Annotated in this window: 18 protein-coding genes; 8 read left to right on the top strand and 10 right to left on the bottom strand. The window is 56.9% G+C overall.

Annotation, left to right across the window (positions count from 1 at the left end; genetic code table 11):
* Positions 1 to 5: 5 nt before the first annotated feature.
* The 8 genes from G5171_RS08520 to G5171_RS08555 all read right to left on the bottom strand — a co-directional run bounded on the left by G5171_RS08520 (position 6) and on the right by G5171_RS08555 (position 7,651).
* The gene (locus tag G5171_RS08520) at positions 6 to 1,046 is read right to left on the bottom strand and encodes an FAD:protein FMN transferase (protein WP_421260048.1); all 1,041 of its coding nucleotides are present in this window, start codon (positions 1,044 to 1,046) and stop codon (positions 6 to 8) included.
* Between the two features lie 3 nt (positions 1,047 to 1,049).
* Complete coding sequence (nqrF, locus tag G5171_RS08525) at positions 1,050 to 2,273, bottom strand: NADH:ubiquinone reductase (Na(+)-transporting) subunit F (RefSeq protein ID WP_005343670.1); 1,224 nt, start codon at positions 2,271 to 2,273, stop codon at positions 1,050 to 1,052.
* Between the two features lie 32 nt (positions 2,274 to 2,305).
* Positions 2,306 to 2,902, bottom strand: coding sequence for an NADH:ubiquinone reductase (Na(+)-transporting) subunit E (nqrE, locus tag G5171_RS08530; protein WP_005343672.1), 597 nt, complete (start codon positions 2,900 to 2,902; stop codon positions 2,306 to 2,308).
* A gap of 3 nt (positions 2,903 to 2,905) precedes the next feature.
* On the bottom strand, positions 2,906 to 3,538 hold the full coding sequence (locus tag G5171_RS08535; RefSeq protein WP_005343673.1) for an NADH:ubiquinone reductase (Na(+)-transporting) subunit D: 633 nt from the start codon (positions 3,536 to 3,538) through the stop codon (positions 2,906 to 2,908).
* A complete protein-coding gene (locus tag G5171_RS08540) occupies positions 3,531 to 4,319 on the bottom strand; it encodes a Na(+)-translocating NADH-quinone reductase subunit C (RefSeq protein WP_005343676.1) in 789 nt (262 codons plus the stop codon). Before G5171_RS08540 ends, G5171_RS08535 begins: the two co-directional genes overlap by 8 nt.
* On the bottom strand, positions 4,309 to 5,538 hold the full coding sequence (locus G5171_RS08545; RefSeq protein ID WP_005343679.1) for an NADH:ubiquinone reductase (Na(+)-transporting) subunit B: 1,230 nt from the start codon (positions 5,536 to 5,538) through the stop codon (positions 4,309 to 4,311). Before G5171_RS08545 ends, G5171_RS08540 begins: the two co-directional genes overlap by 11 nt.
* A 3-nt stretch (positions 5,539 to 5,541) precedes the next feature.
* Positions 5,542 to 6,885: a Na(+)-translocating NADH-quinone reductase subunit A gene (locus G5171_RS08550; protein ID WP_005343681.1), complete on the bottom strand. Its 1,344-nt coding sequence runs from the start codon at positions 6,883 to 6,885 to the stop codon at positions 5,542 to 5,544.
* A 451-nt stretch (positions 6,886 to 7,336) separates the two neighbouring features.
* Positions 7,337 to 7,651 (bottom strand): BolA family protein, encoded by a 315-nt coding sequence (locus G5171_RS08555; protein ID WP_216979343.1) that lies wholly within the window; start codon positions 7,649 to 7,651, stop codon positions 7,337 to 7,339.
* Positions 7,652 to 7,854: 203 nt separating this feature from the next.
* Here G5171_RS08555 and G5171_RS08560 point away from each other — a divergent pair, with 203 nt between their 5' ends.
* The 5 genes from G5171_RS08560 (at position 7,855) to G5171_RS08580 (ending at position 12,720) form a co-directional block, all read left to right on the top strand.
* The gene (locus G5171_RS08560) at positions 7,855 to 8,988 is read left to right on the top strand and encodes a methyltransferase (protein WP_421260049.1); all 1,134 of its coding nucleotides are present in this window, start codon (positions 7,855 to 7,857) and stop codon (positions 8,986 to 8,988) included.
* Positions 8,989 to 9,005: 17 nt separating this feature from the next.
* Positions 9,006 to 9,590, top strand: a complete 585-nt coding sequence (locus G5171_RS08565; protein ID WP_005343685.1) for a YajG family lipoprotein — start codon at positions 9,006 to 9,008, stop codon at positions 9,588 to 9,590.
* A 2-nt stretch (positions 9,591 to 9,592) separates the two neighbouring features.
* Positions 9,593 to 10,168 carry a peptidylprolyl isomerase gene (locus G5171_RS08570; RefSeq protein WP_337073776.1) on the top strand — a complete coding sequence of 192 codons (576 nt, stop codon included), beginning with the start codon at positions 9,593 to 9,595 and terminating at the stop codon, positions 10,166 to 10,168.
* A 173-nt stretch (positions 10,169 to 10,341) separates the two neighbouring features.
* Positions 10,342 to 11,721 (top strand): AmpG family muropeptide MFS transporter, encoded by a 1,380-nt coding sequence (locus G5171_RS08575; RefSeq protein ID WP_421251319.1) that lies wholly within the window; start codon positions 10,342 to 10,344, stop codon positions 11,719 to 11,721.
* A 156-nt stretch (positions 11,722 to 11,877) separates the two neighbouring features.
* Positions 11,878 to 12,720: an outer membrane protein OmpK gene (locus tag G5171_RS08580; RefSeq protein ID WP_204385165.1), complete on the top strand. Its 843-nt coding sequence runs from the start codon at positions 11,878 to 11,880 to the stop codon at positions 12,718 to 12,720.
* A 107-nt stretch (positions 12,721 to 12,827) separates the two neighbouring features.
* Here the strand turns inward: G5171_RS08580 and G5171_RS08585 are convergent, their stop codons facing one another.
* Entirely contained in the window at positions 12,828 to 13,310 is a 483-nt protein-coding gene (locus tag G5171_RS08585; RefSeq protein WP_421260050.1) for a YajQ family cyclic di-GMP-binding protein, read from the bottom strand.
* Between the two features lie 200 nt (positions 13,311 to 13,510).
* Here G5171_RS08585 and G5171_RS08590 point away from each other — a divergent pair, with 200 nt between their 5' ends.
* Positions 13,511 to 14,464, top strand: a complete 954-nt coding sequence (locus G5171_RS08590; protein WP_421260051.1) for a ketopantoate reductase family protein — start codon at positions 13,511 to 13,513, stop codon at positions 14,462 to 14,464.
* A gap of 37 nt (positions 14,465 to 14,501) precedes the next feature.
* Positions 14,502 to 15,062, top strand: a complete 561-nt coding sequence (locus G5171_RS08595; protein ID WP_421260052.1) for a DJ-1 family glyoxalase III — start codon at positions 14,502 to 14,504, stop codon at positions 15,060 to 15,062.
* 110 nt (positions 15,063 to 15,172) lie between these two features.
* Here G5171_RS08595 and G5171_RS08600 read toward each other — a convergent pair whose 3' ends face one another.
* Positions 15,173 to 15,379, bottom strand: coding sequence for a hypothetical protein (locus G5171_RS08600; protein ID WP_005338629.1), 207 nt, complete (start codon positions 15,377 to 15,379; stop codon positions 15,173 to 15,175).
* A 131-nt stretch (positions 15,380 to 15,510) separates the two neighbouring features.
* Here G5171_RS08600 and dinB point away from each other — a divergent pair, with 131 nt between their 5' ends.
* Positions 15,511 to 16,566, top strand: coding sequence for a DNA polymerase IV (dinB, locus tag G5171_RS08605; protein ID WP_421260068.1), 1,056 nt, complete (start codon positions 15,511 to 15,513; stop codon positions 16,564 to 16,566).
* The last annotated feature ends 56 nt before the right edge of the window (positions 16,567 to 16,622 follow it).

The raw sequence follows: 16,622 nt of genomic DNA on the forward strand, positions 1-16,622 counted from the left end.
CCTCCCTATTTCCTGACCAGATACTGTTTGAACGCATCGGAGTAGGCCTCTTCAAAGCCGTTGTCCGTCTTGGTGATCACGAAGATCGCCAGGCCGCGCTCGTTGGCATAGGCCAGGCTCTTCTCCGGTCCCATGACCATGAATACGGTCGCCAGCCCGTCTGCGGTCATGCAGGAGGGGTGGAGCACGGTGACCGACACCATGCGGTGCTGGATTGGCTTGCCGGTGCGTGGATCTATGGTGTGGGAGAAGCGCTGGCCATCCATCTCATAGTAGTTGCGATATTCACCCGAAGTGGCCACACCGTTGTCACCCGGAACGATCACCTCCTGCACCGAACCGGCATTGGCTGTCGGCTTTTCGATGGCAACGCGCCAGGGGTGTCCCTTGCCGTTGACGCCATTGATCCGCAGCTCGCCGCCGATCTCTACCAGATAGTTGCGCGCACCCAGAGACTCCAGATACTCGGCTACCTTGTCGACACCAAAGCCCTTGGCAATGGCGGATAGATCAACGTAGAGGTCGGGAATATCCTTTTGCAGGGTATCGGCATCGACCGAAGTGATGACGTGCAGGTTGCCCAGGCCGGTCTTCTGACGGGTCTGGGTGATCAGCTCCTCCGATGGTATTTTGGTCGGTCGCTTGTCCGGACCGAAGCCCCACAGATTGACCAAGGGGCCGACGGTGACGTCAAGCGCCCCCTGGCTCTCACGGCCAATATGAATGGCTTCTGTTATGACCCGAGCCGTGTCCCGTGATACCACTACCGGTGTCGAACTGTGGTGCTGGTTGAAGCGCGACAGCTCGGAATCGGGACGATAGGTGGACATCTGATCGTTGACTCGCTCCAGCAGTACGTCGACCTCGGCCTGAAACTTGGCCGCATCGCTGATGACGTTGTCCGCCACCTTGATGGAGTAGTAAGTGCCCATGGTGCTGCCGGTGATATGGATCTCCGGTTTCGACTGGACCGTGCTTTCCTGACCGCACCCTGTCAAGAAAAAGGCTAGCCCGAAGGCTAGCCAGGTTTTTACAACGCTGTTCATGGATTAACCACCAAAATCATCCAGCAGGATGTTCTCGTCCTCAACGCCCAGATCTTTGAGCATGTTGATGACGGCTGCGTTCATTACGGGAGGTCCACACATGTAGAACTCGCAATCTTCCGGCGCTTCGTGGTTCTTGAGATAGTTCTCGTAGAGCACATTGTGGATGAAGCCGGTGTAGCCATCCCAGTTGTCTTCCGGTTGCGGATCGGACAGGGCGACGTTCCAGGTGAAGTTCTCGTTCTCGGCCGCCAGCATGTCGAAGTCTTCGACATAGAACATCTCGCGCTTGGAACGGGCACCGTACCAGAAGCTCATCTTGCGCTTGGACTTCAGGCGACGCAGCTGGTCGAAGATGTGGGAGCGCATAGGCGCCATACCCGCACCACCACCGATAAAGACCATTTCTGCATCGGTATCCTTGGCGAAGAATTCACCGAACGGACCGGAGATGGTCACCTTGTCACCCGGCTTCAGGCTGAAGATGTAGGAGGACATCTGTCCCGGAGGGGCAGTCCAGTTGCTCGGGGGCGGTGTGGCGATACGCACGTTCAGCATGATGATGCCGAACTCTTCCGGATAGTTGGCCATGGAGTAGGCACGGATGATCGGCTCATCGACCTTGGACTCCAGATCAAAAATCTTGAAGCGATCCCAGTCACCACGGTACTCCTCGGGAATATCGAAGTTCTTGTAGTAAACGTGGTGAGCCGGCGCTTCGATCTGGATATAACCACCGGCGCGGAACGGCACGCTCTCGCCATCGGGGATCTGCAGCTTGAGCTCCTTGATGAAGGTGGCCTTGTTATCGTTGGAGATAACAGTACATTCCCACTTCTTCACCCCGAATATCTCTTCCGGCAGTTCGATGTCCATGTCGCCACGAACGGTGACCTGACAGGCAAGACGTTCGCCGTGACGGGCTTCGCCCTTGCTGATGTGATCCAGTTCGGTCGGCAGGATGTCGCCGCCACCGGATTTCACCCGTACCTTGCACTGGCCGCAGGAGCCACCGCCGCCACAGGCGGAAGAGACGAAGATACCGTTGCCGGCGAGTACGCCGAGCAGCTTGCCACCTGCCGGGCTGGTCACAGCCTTGGCCGGGTCACCATTGATGCTGATTGTCACGTCGCCCGCGGTCACCAGCTTGGACTTGGCGAACAGAATCACTGCCACCAGTGCCAGCAGGATCACGGTAAACATGACCACACCCAAAATAATTTCCATCTATCGTTCCTTTCTGATTGCAGGAAAGCCGATTACAGGGAGATACCAGAGAAGGACATGAAGCCCAGCGCCATCAGACCGGCGGTGATGAAGGTGATGCCCAGACCACGCAGGCCTTCCGGAACATCGGAGTACTTCATCTTCTCGCGGATACCCGCCAGCGCAACGATCGCCAGCATCCAGCCTGCACCTGAGCCTACACCGTAGACCACAGACTCCACGAAGGTGTAGTCACGCTGCACCATGAAAGAGACGCCACCGAAGATGGCGCAGTTCACGGTGATGAGCGGCAGGAAGATACCCAGGGCGTTGTAGAGAGCCGGGAAGTACTTGTCCAGCGCCATCTCCAGGATCTGCACCAGCGCCGCGATCACCCCGATAAAGGTGATGAAGCTCAGGAAACTCAGATCCAGGTCAGGGGAGAGGGCTCCGGCCTTCAGCACGTAGTTGTAGATCAGGTTGTTGACCGGTACGGCGATGGTTTGCACCACGATAACGGCAATACCCAGACCCATGGAGGTCTTTACCTTCTTGGACACTGCCAGGAAAGTACACATCCCCAGGAAGAAGGAGAGTGCCAGGTTTTCGATAAAAATCGAACGAATCAACAGACTCAGATAATGTTCCATACCTTAATCCTTCGCCTCCACCTGCTTGGGATCCTTGGTGCGCACGCCCCAGATGATCAGACCAATGATGAAGAATGCACTCGGCGGCAGCAGCAGCAGGCCGTTGGGTACATACCAGCCACCGTTGTTCACCAGCGGCAGCAGCTCGATGCCGAACCAGGTGCCGGAGCCCAGCACTTCACGCACGGTCGCGACACTCAGCAGAATGGCGCCATAGCCCAAACCGTTACCGATACCGTCCAGGAAGGAGGGGAGCGGCGCGCTCTTCATGGCATAGGCTTCGGCGCGGCCCATCACGATACAGTTGGTGATGATGAGGCCGACGAAGACCGACAGCTGCTTGGAGATGTCATAGGCATACGCCTTGAGCACCTGGTCAACCACGATAACCAGCGAGGCGATGATCGCCATCTGGGCAATGATCCGCACGCTGTTCGGGATCTGGTTGCGGATCAGGGAGATGAACAGGTTTGAGAAGGCGGTGACCGCCATGACCGCAAGGGTCATTACAAACGCTGTCTTCATCTGGCTGGTAACCGCCAGTGCGGAACAGACACCCAGCACCTGCAAGGCGATGGGGTTGTTGCCCAGCACTGGAGTCAACAGCAACTTTTTCATTTCGCTCTTGTCAGCCATTGTTGATTTCTCCTGCACGAACCTTGGCCAGGAAAGGACCGAAGCCCTTTGGACCCATCCAGAAGTCAAAGGTATGCTGTACACCGTTACCGGTCAGGGTGGCGCCGGAGAGACCGTCGATCTCGTGCTCGGAGCCCGCCGGAGCGTGACCCTTGATGACGCGCAGCGCCGGCATGCCATCCTGATCGAACAGCTTCTTGCCAACAAACAGCTCGCGCCAGGCCGGATTCTCGATTTCACCGCCCAGACCCGGGGTTTCACCGTGGTCATAGTAGGTGATGCCCTTGATAGTCTGGCCATCAGCGGCAACGGCGACGAAAGCATACATGGTAGACCACAGACCCTGACCGTAGATGGGCAGGATGATGTTGTCGATCTTGCCATCGGCATCCTTGGCGAAGAACACCGGAACCAGCTTGGAGATCTGGCGCAGGCCAGCCTTGTCCTCGGCAGCAGCCAGACGGATGTTTTGCGCCGGATCTTTGGCCGCCTGTTTGGTATCGAAGTTGTCGGCATCGCCGTCAACAAAGTTACCGGTGGCGAGATCCACCAGACGGGCTTCGATCTTGTCGCCATACAGCTTGGCCAGATCGCGCTTGGCTACATCGCTGATGTCCACGCCGGCTACGGAGAGAATATTGCTCTGTTTATCCAGCGCCTTGTTCTCCTCTTGGGTAGAACGCAGGCCAACGGCAGCAACGGATACCACGATGGAACAGGCCAGACAGAGGCCGGTGACCACGCTGATGGTGCCGAAGGTTGAGTCTTTATTAAACGCCACGAGCAATCCTCCGCTTGATGTTTGCCTGAGCGACGAAATGGTCAAACAGGGGAGCAAACAGGTTTGCAAACAGAATGGCCAGCATCATGCCTTCCGGGAACGCAGGGTTGACCACGCGAACCAGCACGACCATCACGCCGATCAGGGCGCCATACCACCACTTGCCCTTGTTGGTAAAGGCGGCGGAGACGGGGTCGGTTGCCATGAAGGCCATACCGAAGGCGAAGCCACCCAGTACCAGATGCCAGTGCCACGGCATGTTGAACATGGGGTTGGTATCGGAACCGATGACGTTGAACAGCAGGGAAGTGGCGATCATACCGACCATCACGCCGGCGATGATGCGCCAGGAGGCGATGCGCATGTAGACGATCATGGCTGCGCCCAGCAGGATCATCAGGGTAGAGACTTCACCAATGGAACCCGGCAGGTTGCCAAGGAAAGCGTCCATCCAGCTGATAGCCTGACCGGTGGCACCGTTGATCAGCGCCATCTGGCCGCCCTGAGCCCACTGGCTCAGCGCGGTTGCGCCGGAGTAGCCATCAACGGCAACCCAGACTGCGTCACCGGAGATTTGGCCCGGGTAGGCGAAGAACAGGAACGCACGACCAGCCAGCGCAGGGTTCAGGAAGTTTTTGCCGGTACCACCGAACACTTCCTTGGCCATTACCACACCGAAGGTGATGCCCAGAGCAGCTTGCCACAAGGGCAGCTCGGGCGGCACGATCAGGGCAAACAGGATGGAGGTCACGAAGAAGCCTTCGTTGATCTCGTGCTTGCGCACCATGGCGAACAGCACTTCCCAGAAACCACCGACAAAGAAGACGGTGATGTAGATCGGGAAGAAGTGGGTGGCGCCAATCAGCATCTTGCTGCCGATACCGGCAACAGCCGGATCGAGGGAGGCACCCAGCATGGTGGCCAGGGCATATTGCCAGCTGCTGGCACCGGCTGCCGAGCCCATGTGGGCAATGGCGGCGATGGCCTGGTTGCCAACGTTGTACATGCCCCAGAACATGGCCGGGAACACGGCCAGCCACACCATGATCATCATGCGCTTCAGATCGAGCGCATCACGGACGTGGGCGGCATTGCGGGTAACGGTACCCGGGGTATAGAACAGGGTATACGCCGCTTCGAACAGGGCGTAGTACTTGGCGTACTTTCCACCCGGTTCGAAGTGATGTTCCATATTTTCAAGAAGTTGCTTGAAACTCATCGCTTAACCTTCCAGTTCAATCTTGGTCAGGCACTCACGCAAGATAGGGCCGTACTCGGTCTTGCCGGGGCAAACGAAAGTACAGAGGGCCAAATCTTCCTCATCCAGCTCCAGGCAACCCAGTGCTTGCGCACCGTCGGTATCGCCGGAGACCATATCCCGCAGCAGCAGGGTAGGCAGGATGTCGAGTGGCATCACCCGTTCATAGTTGCCGATAGGCACCATGGAACGGTCACTACCGTTGGTAGTGGTGGTGAAGTTGATAAGGCGACCCTTCATCAGGTGAGAGAGGGTGGTGCGGGTGATGGAGAACTTGTTGGCGCTGGGGTTGATCCAGCCCAGGAACTCTTTCTCACGACCCTCGCCCAGTGCACAGACCTGATTGTGGTAACGACCCAGATAGTCGTGAACACCATCAGCCTTGGCGCCGCTCAGCAGGGAACCGGAGATGACGCGGTTTTCATCGGCACGCAGCTCATTGTTGGTGAGCTGGCTGATGCAGGCACCCAGACGGGTACGCAGCAGACGCGGTTTGAGCACGTTCGGGCCAGCCAGGGCGATCACCTTGTCGGTATAGATCTGGCCGGTGGTGAACAGCTTGCCGAACGCGATCACATCCTGATAGTTGATGTGCCACTGCACCTTGGTGCTGCTGACCGGATCCAGGAAGTGGATATGGGTACCAGGCAGACCGGCAGGATGCGGACCGACGAAGATCTCTTCTTTGACCTGAGCCAGCGGAGAGTGGGGCAGGCTGCCTTCGCCTTTACAGACATAGACGGTGCCGTCGGTCAGACGAGTCAGCACGGCCAGACCGTCTAGAAACGCCTGAGACTGCTCTTTGATGATCAACTCTGCGTTGGCGGCCAGCGGGTTGGTGTCCATCGCGGTCACGAAGATGGCGCGCGGGGCTGAGCCTACCGCAGGGACTTTGCTGAACGGGCGAGTGCGCAGTGCGATCCACTGGCCTGATGCAACCAGGATCTCTTGCACCTTGCTGCGCTCGAGCTTGGCCAGCTCGGAAGAGGCAAAATGCTCGAAGGTCACCTGCTCATCGGAGCCGTCGAGGTCGATGACCACAGACTGGAGCACACGTTTGGCTCCACGGTTGATCTCTGAAACTACGCCGGTGGCGGGGGCCGTGAATTTAACGCCGGGATTCTTCTTGTCTTCGAAGAGCTCCTGACCTTTGATGACGCGATCACCTACTTTGACGAACATAGTAGGTCGCATCCCCACGAACTCCTCGCCCAGTGTAGCAACACGGGTGATGGCGGGGCCATCGTAGATTACTTGCTCTGGCGCACCCAGCACGGGGATGTCCAGTCCTCTTTTGATTGTAATCATACTTAATTGCACTACCGTTACGGGAAGAGAGGTTGGTTAGCGCCGAGAAATACATCACGACGGGTGGTTGAATGAGTCGCTGTTGTGGCTGCGCCGGGTGGTCAGGCTCAACAATTATTCAACATGCGAGGTCACTCAAAAGCGCTTGAGTCTACCACTTAAGGCCCATTTTCTGCCATGCCAAATAGGCAAAATCCCTGCGTCATCACAAAATTAACCTGCAATGAATAACCCCTGAATTCCTTGTAAGCTGTGGTTTTAAAGGTTTTTTTATTTTAATACCCCAATGTGGGTATGTTTGTGTAAGGCTGTGACTCAGCTTCTAGGGAAAACTGAATTAAATACCTATTTATGGTTGTCAGGATCAGCAGGCTGGCGGCTTTTTGTTTAATTTTTGTGTGTTTGTCACCCATAGGGCGGTGGGGCAGCGCAATGGGTAACAGCCAGCCGATCAGGAGTGCGAGGGGTTGCCTACACAAGCTGGTGTGCGTGGTGCCTTACCCTTCTCCTGCCACTCGCTTGCCGTGTAGGTATGCAGTGCAAGTGCATGGACAGCGCCGGCCAGCTCATCGGCCAGGATGGCGTTGACCTGACGATGGCGAGAGAGAAGGCGCTGACTCGCAAACTGTTCGCTGACGATCACCACCTTGAAGTGACTCTCTGAGCCCGGTTCCACGCGATGCATATGGCTCTCATTGATCACTTCCAGCAGAGTGGGGGAGAGGGCTGCCGTCAGCTTGGCTTCAATCAGTTGTTGGATAGTCATAGGATCAGCTTCCAGAGTGAATGTCGGACCATTCTATCGGCTGTCTGGGTGTGGAATAAGCCCCCGCAAAAGGAAAATCACCTGCTATCCGTTCATTGGCACGCTCCGAACTGGTGAAATTCCTGCTCCTCGCTAGAATAGCGCCACTTTGCGTCGCACCTGGCGCCTGTATCCATGAATGAAGCCGAGGTTGGACTCTTCTTATGCAAACCCTTCTCGACACTCCCCATTGCCGACTCACGCTCTACCGCTACCCACGCCAGAGTCAGGAGACCCTGCAAGCCTGGGATGCAGCTGACGAATATCTGATCAACACTCTGGCGGAGTCCCCCCTCGAGCAGGCGGGCCCCGTCATCATCATGAATGACGGTTTTGGCGCGCTGGCCGCCTATCTGCATCCGCACTCCCCCTGCTGCGTCACCGACTCCTACATCAGTGAGCGGGCGACCCTGGCCAATCTGGCCGAAAACGGACTGGATGCGGGTGGTATCCGCTTGCAGGATGCGCTGGCGCCGCTGCCCGATGCTCCTGCGCTGGTGGTGATCAAGGTCTCCAAATATCAGGCACTGCTGGAGCAGCAACTGCTGGCGCTGCGGGAGGTGGTGACACCGGCAACCCGCGTTATCGCTGCCGGCAAGGCGAAGGATATTCATACCTCCACCCTCAAGTTGTTCGAGAAGTATCTGGGGCCTACCCGTACCTCGCTGGCCTGGAAGAAGGCGCGCCTCATTCACTGCGAGCCGCAGGCCGGGCAACCCGAGCTGGCCAACCCCTTCCCGACCGTGTGGCCGCTGGAGGGGAGTGGCATGCTCATCCACAACCATGCCAATGTCTTCTCGCGCACCAGTCTCGATATTGGTGCCCGCTTTATGCTGGACAATCTGCCCATCCACAGTGCCCGCAAGGTGATCGATCTGGGCTGTGGCAATGGGGTGCTGGGTCTGTCGCTGCTCGCCAAAGACAGCGAGGTGGAGGTGACCTTTATCGATGAATCCTATATGGCGGTTGCCTCGGCACAGCTCAACGTCGAGCACAATCTGCCTGATGCTCTGCCGCGAGCCCGCTTTATGGTCAACAACTGTCTCGACGGGGTGGCGGTCGGTTCGGCGGATCGGATCCTCTGCAATCCCCCCTTCCATCAGTTGCAGGCGATCACCGATCATATCGCCTGGCAGATGTTCAGTGATGCGCACTGGGTGTTGCCTCGCGGAGGGGAACTCTGGATAGTAGGCAACCGTCATCTGGACTATCACAACAAACTCAAGCGCTTGTTTGCCAACGCACAAGTCGTTGCGTCGAACAGCAAATTCGTTATTTTGAAAGCCATCAAACGCTAAAGCCAAAGGAAACCATGATGAAAAAGTCACTCTTGCTGCTGGCCGCCCTGATGCTGGGCGGGTGTGCCACTCATTGGCCGGAGACGGCGCTGCTCAATCCGCAGGTGATCCCCGCCAACCAGCAATATTACTCTGGCAATCGCATCACCATGGAAGGGGTAGACAAGCGTGAGGCTGCCTATGTCTTCTCCATCAAACACAAGGAGAAAGCGCCGGTGCTGGTCAACAGCGAGCGCCCGCTCAATCTGCTGATGGCCGAACGGCTGGCGGAAGGACTGCGTAGTCAGGGTCTGGAAGTGGGCAACAGTGGTACCACCAACCTGACGCTGGTGATCTCCAGTGCCGCGGTCAATGTGGAAGAGAAGACCTTTACCTATGTCACCAAGTCCCGTGTCAGCCTGCAGGTGATCGCCGATTTCCAGGGTAACCGTCTGACCAAGCAGTTCAACATGTCCTCCAGCAAGGAGAGTCCGAGCGAGCCAAGCATGGCCGATCTCGAGTCTACACTGAACCTGCAACTGGGTAGCGTGCTGCAGCAGATCATGGCCGATGAGGCGCTGCGCGGTTACCTTAAAGGTCAACCGAACGGCGCAGGGGTCTGATGATGAAAAAACTCTGGTTGCTGGCCATGTTGATCGCCCCGCTGGCGTTCGCGGGTCCGAAAGTCAGAATGGAGACCAACCACGGCAATATCGTGGTGGAGCTGGCGTCCAAGCAGGCGCCCCAGACGGTGAAAAACTTCCTGCGCTACGTGGCTGATGGCAGCTATGACGGCAGCATCTTCCATCGGGTGATCCAGGATTTCGTGGTGCAGGGTGGGGGCTACAACCAGCAGTTCCAGCAACTGCCAACTTATGAGCCGGTGGTCAACGAGTCTCGCGGTGGCTTGCCCAACAAGCGCGGCACCATCGCCATGGCCCGCACCCAGGCAGTCGACAGTGCCACTCGCCAGTTCTACTTCAATCTGGTCGACAACAATAACCTCAACGCCGGTGGCTCTGCGGGTTATACCGTGTTCGGCCAGGTGGTGCAGGGGATGGAAGTGCTGGACAAGTTGGCCCAGGTTCAGACCGGTTACAGCCCCATTCTGCGTGCCAACGATGTGCCGACCAGCCCCATCATTCTGAAGAAGGTGGTATTACTGGCAGAAACCCCGACAGACAAGAAAGCGGGCAAGTAACTCTCGCCAGACAGAGTGCGTCACTTCGCACTCGTCAGGCCACAATACAAGGCTCATCCCCTCCGGGATGGGCCTTTTCTCTGGCCAGGCTTCTTGCGCCTATCTCCTTACCTGCCTTGGCTATCTGTCATCAACCTGCCAAAATGACGCACTTTTCCAAAGTCGTCAGGTAGTTGAATATGATCCGCACACCGAGTTGGCGGGAATCGCTAGCCGTTTATCTCGAAGCTCGAGTACTCATTCTCTTTGCCATGGGCTTTTCATCGGGTCTGCCGCTGTTGCTTGTATTTGGCACCCTCTCATTCTGGTTACGCGAGGCAGATGTCAGCCTGACCGATATCGGTTACATGAGCTGGGTGGCGCTGGCCTACGGCTTTAAATGGTTGTGGTCGCCGCTGGTGGATCGTATGCCATTGCCACTGCTCTCTACCCTGTTGGGGCGTCGTCGTAGCTGGATGTTCTTCTCCCAGCTATTGATCGCGGCTGCGTTGGTAGGGATGGCGTTTTGTGATCCCAAGAGCGGGTTGACTCATTTGGCCTTGTTCGCCCTGCTGGTGGCCTTTGCCTCGGCGACTCAGGATATCGTGATCGACGCCTATCGCATCGAATCCGCGCCCGAGCGACTGCAGGCTGCGATGGCGGCCTCCTACATGACTGGCTACCGGTTGGCGATGATCATCGCCGGTGCCGGCGCATTGGCGCTGGCAGCCTGGTTTGGCAGCAACAGCGGCTATGACTATCGTGGCTGGCAGATCACTTATCTGGTGATGGCCGGTCTGATGTCGCTTGGGATGATTACCACCCTGTTCTGCCATGAACCGGATATCGATCTGGCCGGTCAGGGCAGGCAACAGGCTGAGCGCAAGGCGCTGCTGCTGGAAAAGGGGTGGCCCGCTCCCTTGGCAAGTGCCGGAGCATGGGGTTATGAGGCGGTCTGGAGTCCGTTTGCCGACTTCTTTCGCCGCTATGGTCGCTCGGCGCTGCTGATCCTGTTGCTTATCGCCTGTTATCGGATTGCGGATGTGGTGATGGGGGTGATGTCCAACAGCTTCTATGTGGATATGCAGTTCAGCAAGACCGAAGTCGCCACTATCACCAAGGTGTTTGGCGTTATCATGACGCTAGTGGGGGCGGCACTGGGGGGCGTGCTGGTGATGCGGTTTGGCACGCTGCGGATCCTGTTTCTGGGGGCGCTGCTCACCGCCAGCACCAATCTGCTGTTCGCTCTGCTCAATCAGGTTGGCCATAATCTCGAGCTGCTGACCCTGATTATTTCGCTGGATAACCTCAGCGCCGGCATCGCCACTGCGGCGTTTGTCACCTATTTGTCCAGCCTGACCAATGTGGCATTTTCGGCGACTCAGTACGCACTGTTCAGCTCGGTGATGTTGTTGCTGCCCAAGTTGCTAGCCGGTTTTTCGGGACAGGTGGTGGAGCTGATTGGCTACAGTGCTTTCTTCGTCGGCACCAGTCTGTTGGGCTTGCCTGTGTTGTTGTTGATTGTGCTGGTCGCCCGCAAGGGGAGTGAGTTGTTCTCAGATGCTGACAAATAGCAAGCGTTTGCGTAGAATCGGGGGTGATTAGATTCACACTTCCGGATAAAGTTCCCGAGAAGTTGTTTCACCCCCAATTTTATTTGATTAGAATTCCTCTCGCTCCTTGTGGGCAGGCTACGGAAAACCTCAACTAACGCACAAGAGACCAATAAAATGGCCAAATTTACCAAGACTCTGATCGCTGCCGGTCTGCTGGCTGCCGCCGCTACTCCGGCCTTTGCTGCTGACTACAGCGGTGACATCCACAAGAATGACTACAAGTGGATGCAGTTCAACGTAATGCACACTATCGACCAGCGTCCTTTCACTACCGGTGAAGAGGACTACAACGATACCTATTTTGAAATGGAGTTCGGTGGTCGCTCCGGCCTGTTTGACCTGTACGGTTACGTCGACGTATTCGATATTTTCGACTCCCGTCACAGCAATAAACACCATGGTCAGAACCTGTTCATGAAGTTTGCACCGCGTATGTCTCTGGATGCGCTGACAGGTAAAGATCTCTCCTTTGGTCCTGTGCAAGAGCTTTACATTGCCAACCTGAACAACGTTGGTGACAAGCAGATGGAAAACCAGCTGGGTCTGGGTGCCGATGTGATGGTTCCCTGGTTTGGCAAGGTTGGCATGAACCTGTATGCACGTCACGCCACCGAGAACCAGTTCTTCACCGAAGAAGAAGGTGAGTGGAACGGTTATCAGTTCTCCATGAACTGGTTCAAGCCTTTCTATACCTTCGGCAACGGCAGCTTTGTCTCCTACCAGGGTTATCTGGATTATCAATTCGGCCTGGATACCCATGACCGTGCTGACCGTACCAGCGACAACCTGGCTACCTTCCACGGTATCTACTGGCACTCCGATCGCTACGCGGTTGGTTATGGCCTGAAGTATTTCATGGATGCCTACGGTACCAAAGATGGCTCCAAAGCCTACGACGGTACCCCGTGGAAGAGCACCGGCTTCAGCCACTACTTCTCTGTTACCTACAAGTTCTAATAAAACTTGGGGAACAAAAAACCGGAGCATTTGCTCCGGTTTTTTTATGGCCGCGATTTAGATAGCGTGGCGCGAGTCATCAAGTGCGCCACGGCTGAGTGGATAAATCAGTCGCGGAAGTTCTGGAACTGCATCGGTTGACCCAGTTCGGCGCCACGGACCAGTGCTATGGTCTCTTGCAGATCGTCACGCTTCTTGCCGGTGACACGTACTTCATCACCCTGGATGGCGACCTGTACCTTGATTTTGGAGTCCTTGATCAGCTTGACCAGCTTCTTGGCGATCTCTTTCTCGATCCCCTGCTTGAATTTGACGGTCAGGTGGAAACGCTTGCCGGAGTGAACCGAGTCACCCACTTCCATGGAGCTGTTTTCGATGTTGCGCTTGAGCAGGGCGCCGCGCAGGATTTCGACCATCTGCTTGAGCTGGAAATCGGCATCGGCTTCCAGTTTTACCTCTTCCTTGTTCAACTCGAAGCTGGCTTCTACCCCACGAAAATCGAAACGGGTGGCCAGTTCACGATTGGCGTTGTCGACAGCGTTCAACACCTCGTTCATTTTGACTTCAGAGACAATATCGAATGACGGCATAGCCGGAGCTCCTCATGTTGCGTTATCGGGGGGCAAATCTACCAGAAAACGGGCAAATTTGCTGATTTTGATGGGGTTGCTCTGCTAGAATCCCCTGCGCACAGGACGGGTGGACCCGTTAGTGTCCACCAGCGACATCTTCACTTATCCCCGGTAACAGGTTGAGAGGATTGCAACCCTTACCCTGACAGAGTCACACCATGCCAAGCGGATTAAAAAATTCCCGACAGCCCGTTATTCCACCCGTTACTCCGAAGTGGTCACTGTTGGGTTGTGGCGCCCTCGGCGGCGTTTTTGCCTCCCTGCTGACCCAGAGTGGTCAATCCACCCGTGTCTTGTTGCGCGAACATCATAAGTCCACGCTCCATCCGGGGATCGATTTCACCTCGCTGGAGGGGCATGTCCAGCTGCTCAATATCGAGCGCGGATTTGTCAGCAAACCCGGCAAGATCCAGCGTCTGCTGGTGATGACCAAGGCCAGTCAGGTGATTGCCGCACTGACGCCGCTGGTGGGTAAGCTGGATGCCGGCGTGCCGATCGTCTTGCTGCACAACGGGATGGGCATTGCCGAGCAGGTGATCGAGATGTTCCCGCACAATCCGGTGATTGCCGGTGTCACCAGCCATGGCGCCATGCAGTGCGGCCATTTTGTCTTCCGTCATACTGGCAAGGGTGAAACCTGGCTTGGCCCGATCAACGACGCCGCCAAGGCCCATGCTGCGCTCGCGGACGAGCTGGCGCTGGCACTGGGTCAGGCTGGTTGGGATGAACAGGTATTGGTGCGCCAGTGGCAAAAGCTGGCCATCAACTGTGCCATCAATCCCCTGACGGCCCTCTACAAGCTGAAAAATGGCGAGCTGGCGGGCCCCCGTTTTGCCGATGCCCTGCAGCAGATCTGTGTGGAAGTGGCGGATGTGATGTGCGCCGAAGGGATTGCGACCACGGCTGAGGAGCTGCAGCGCCGGGTGATGACAGTGGTGGAACTGACCGCTGACAATTACTCCTCCATGTATCAGGATATGGAGCTGGGACGAGAGACAGAGATTGAGGCCATCACCGGTTTCCTGCTGGCCAAGGCTGCCCGCCATGGCATCGCCGTACCGGTCAATCAGGGGCTTTATCAGGCAATCAAAGAGAAGAGTCAGGGCGCCTGACCTTTTACATGGCAGAGCAAGCGGCAAGGAGGCGAACGTGAGTGTATTGGTGCTGGTGGCCCCCGGGTCGGAAGAGATAGAGACGGTCGCCATTGTCGATACGCTGGTGCGAGCCAGCATCGAGGTAGTGCTTGCCTCTTGTTGTCCGCATGGTGAGCGTCAGATCAAGGCATCTCGTGGGGTACAGCTGGTTGCCGATTGTCATATCGACGAGCTGACCCGTCGGGACTTTGAAGCCATCGTGGTACCCGGTGGTCTGCCCGGCAGCGAAGTGATCCACGATACCCCGCTGGCCATCGATCTGCTCAAAGAGCAGGCCGCTCTTGGTCGCTGGCGTGCTGCCATCTGCGCCGCTCCGGTGGTGGTGTTGCAATATCACGGTCTGCTGGAGGGGGCCATCGTCACCTGTCATCCCGGCTTTCAGTCCCAACTGGAGATATCGCAGCTATCACATGAGCGGGTAGTCAGGGATGAGGCTCATCGCCTTATCACCAGTCAGGGGCCGGGCAGTGCCATTGAGTTTGCCCTTGAACTGGTTCGGGTGCTGCGCGGGGATGACGTGGCTACCGCCGTGGCTGGCCCTATGGTGCTGCCTTGAGCGCACTCTGCTGCAGAATCAAGCTGGCCATGCTTTGAAAACGGGCCCCGGTCATCTTGATCGGGGCCCGCTTGTTATCTGCCGTTGTCGGTCACGCCATCTTGTCCGGCTCAGTAGTCGTACTGTGAGCACTGTTTTTTGTTGTACTCAGTTTTCCAGCGTGCCAATTCTTGCTCTGTGCCGAGCTTGTCCCCTTTCTTGATAGCCTGTTCCAGTATCTCAATTCGGTCGTAGAGCCAGCGGCACTCTGCCGTCGGGTTGTTCTTGCCGATGCCGGTCAACGGCAGTAAACAGAGTCCCAGCCAAAGATATTTCATCCCGAACGCTCCTTGTCATTGTGGTGGTAAAGGTCTCCTTGGAGTCTACTATTTTAGCCGCAACGAGAGAGATAGAGCTGCGGTTATCCTTGGGGTAAGATGATGCCATGTCTGTTTATTTATACAGTGGTATGCGCAAGATCATCCATATCGATATGGACTGCTTTTTTGCCGCGGTGGAGATGCGGGACAATCCGGCGTTGCGGGAGGTGCCGCTCGCCATCGGTGGGGCCTCCGAGCGGCGCGGCGTCATCTCGACCTGCAACTATGTGGCGCGCCGGTTCGGGGTGCGTTCCGCCATGCCGAGCGCGCTGGCGAAAAAACTCTGCCCGCCGCTGGTACTGATCCCTGGGCGAATGGCGGTGTACAAGGATATCTCCCGTCAGCTCAGGGCCATTTTCCTGCGCTATACCGATCAGGTTGAACCGCTGTCACTGGACGAGGCTTACCTCGATGTGACCCACAGTCGTTGCTGTGGCGGCAGCGCCACCCTGATGGCGCAAGAGATCCGGCAAGCCATCGTCACTGAACTGGGGTTGACCGCCTCGGCCGGAGTGGCCCCCAACAAGTTTCTCGCCAAGCTCGCCTCTGAGCAGCGCAAGCCTGATGGTCTGTTTGTCATTCGTCCCGACGAAGTGGCCGAATTTGTCTGCCAGTTGCCCCTCGGCAAACTGCCCGGGGTGGGGCGCAAGACTGCCGAGCGGCTGGAGGTTCAGGGGCTCTACACCTGTGAGGATGCGCGGGCCTTGTCGGCACAAGAGCTGTGCAGCCGTTTTGGCAAGCTGGGGGAGATGCTGACGACCCGGATCTGGGGACTGGATGAACAGCCGGTGCAGGCGCACCGGATCCGCAAAACCATCGGGGTGGAGACCACCCTTGCGAGCGATCTCTGTGAAGAAGCCGCCTGCCTGACGGTATTGCAGCAACTGCTGCCGGAGCTGGAGCGGCGATTTCAGCTGGCGTGTCCTGCCGAGCAGGTGATGGGGCAGGGGATTAAACTCAAGTTTGCCGACTTCCACCAGACCACCGTCTATCGCAGTCAGGGTGGCTATCAGCCAGCCTTGTTCGTTCCCCTGCTCAAAGAGGGGTTACAGCGGGCGCAAGGGCGTTCGGTTCGCCTGCTGGGCTTGGTGGTGGGTTTGCCAAAAGAGGGTGAAGTTAATCAACTCTCGCTGGATTTGCTGTGAGAGAGTTAAGTTTTTGTTTATAAAGTCGATAATCTATCCATATCTGTATGACGTAG

The sequence above is a fragment of the Aeromonas sp. 600774 genome, assembly GCF_049175075.1.
GTDB classification, from domain to species: Bacteria; Pseudomonadota; Gammaproteobacteria; order Enterobacterales; family Aeromonadaceae; genus Aeromonas; species Aeromonas veronii_A.

Excerpts from the sequence above, each read along its gene's own strand:
- nqrF (WP_005343670.1), bottom strand. The coding sequence starts at position 2,273 with ATGGAAATTATTTTGGGTGTGGTCATGTTTACCGTGATCCTGCTGGCA.
- G5171_RS08580 (WP_204385165.1), top strand. The coding sequence starts at position 11,878 with ATGGCCAAATTTACCAAGACTCTGATCGCTGCCGGTCTGCTGGCTGCC.
- G5171_RS08600 (WP_005338629.1), bottom strand. The coding sequence starts at position 15,379 with ATGAAATATCTTTGGCTGGGACTCTGTTTACTGCCGTTGACCGGCATC.
- G5171_RS08535 (WP_005343673.1), bottom strand. The coding sequence starts at position 3,538 with ATGGCTGACAAGAGCGAAATGAAAAAGTTGCTGTTGACTCCAGTGCTG.
- G5171_RS08545 (WP_005343679.1), bottom strand. The coding sequence starts at position 5,538 with ATGAGTTTCAAGCAACTTCTTGAAAATATGGAACATCACTTCGAACCG.
- G5171_RS08565 (WP_005343685.1), top strand. The coding sequence starts at position 9,006 with ATGAAAAAGTCACTCTTGCTGCTGGCCGCCCTGATGCTGGGCGGGTGT.
- G5171_RS08520 (WP_421260048.1), bottom strand. The coding sequence starts at position 1,046 with ATGAACAGCGTTGTAAAAACCTGGCTAGCCTTCGGGCTAGCCTTTTTC.
- G5171_RS08585 (WP_421260050.1), bottom strand. The coding sequence starts at position 13,310 with ATGCCGTCATTCGATATTGTCTCTGAAGTCAAAATGAACGAGGTGTTG.
- G5171_RS08560 (WP_421260049.1), top strand. The coding sequence starts at position 7,855 with ATGCAAACCCTTCTCGACACTCCCCATTGCCGACTCACGCTCTACCGC.
- G5171_RS08555 (WP_216979343.1), bottom strand. The coding sequence starts at position 7,651 with ATGACTATCCAACAACTGATTGAAGCCAAGCTGACGGCAGCCCTCTCC.
- G5171_RS08570 (WP_337073776.1), top strand. The coding sequence starts at position 9,593 with ATGAAAAAACTCTGGTTGCTGGCCATGTTGATCGCCCCGCTGGCGTTC.
- dinB (WP_421260068.1), top strand. The coding sequence starts at position 15,511 with ATGCGCAAGATCATCCATATCGATATGGACTGCTTTTTTGCCGCGGTG.
- G5171_RS08590 (WP_421260051.1), top strand. The coding sequence starts at position 13,511 with ATGCCAAGCGGATTAAAAAATTCCCGACAGCCCGTTATTCCACCCGTT.
- nqrE (WP_005343672.1), bottom strand. The coding sequence starts at position 2,902 with ATGGAACATTATCTGAGTCTGTTGATTCGTTCGATTTTTATCGAAAAC.
- G5171_RS08550 (WP_005343681.1), bottom strand. The coding sequence starts at position 6,885 with ATGATTACAATCAAAAGAGGACTGGACATCCCCGTGCTGGGTGCGCCA.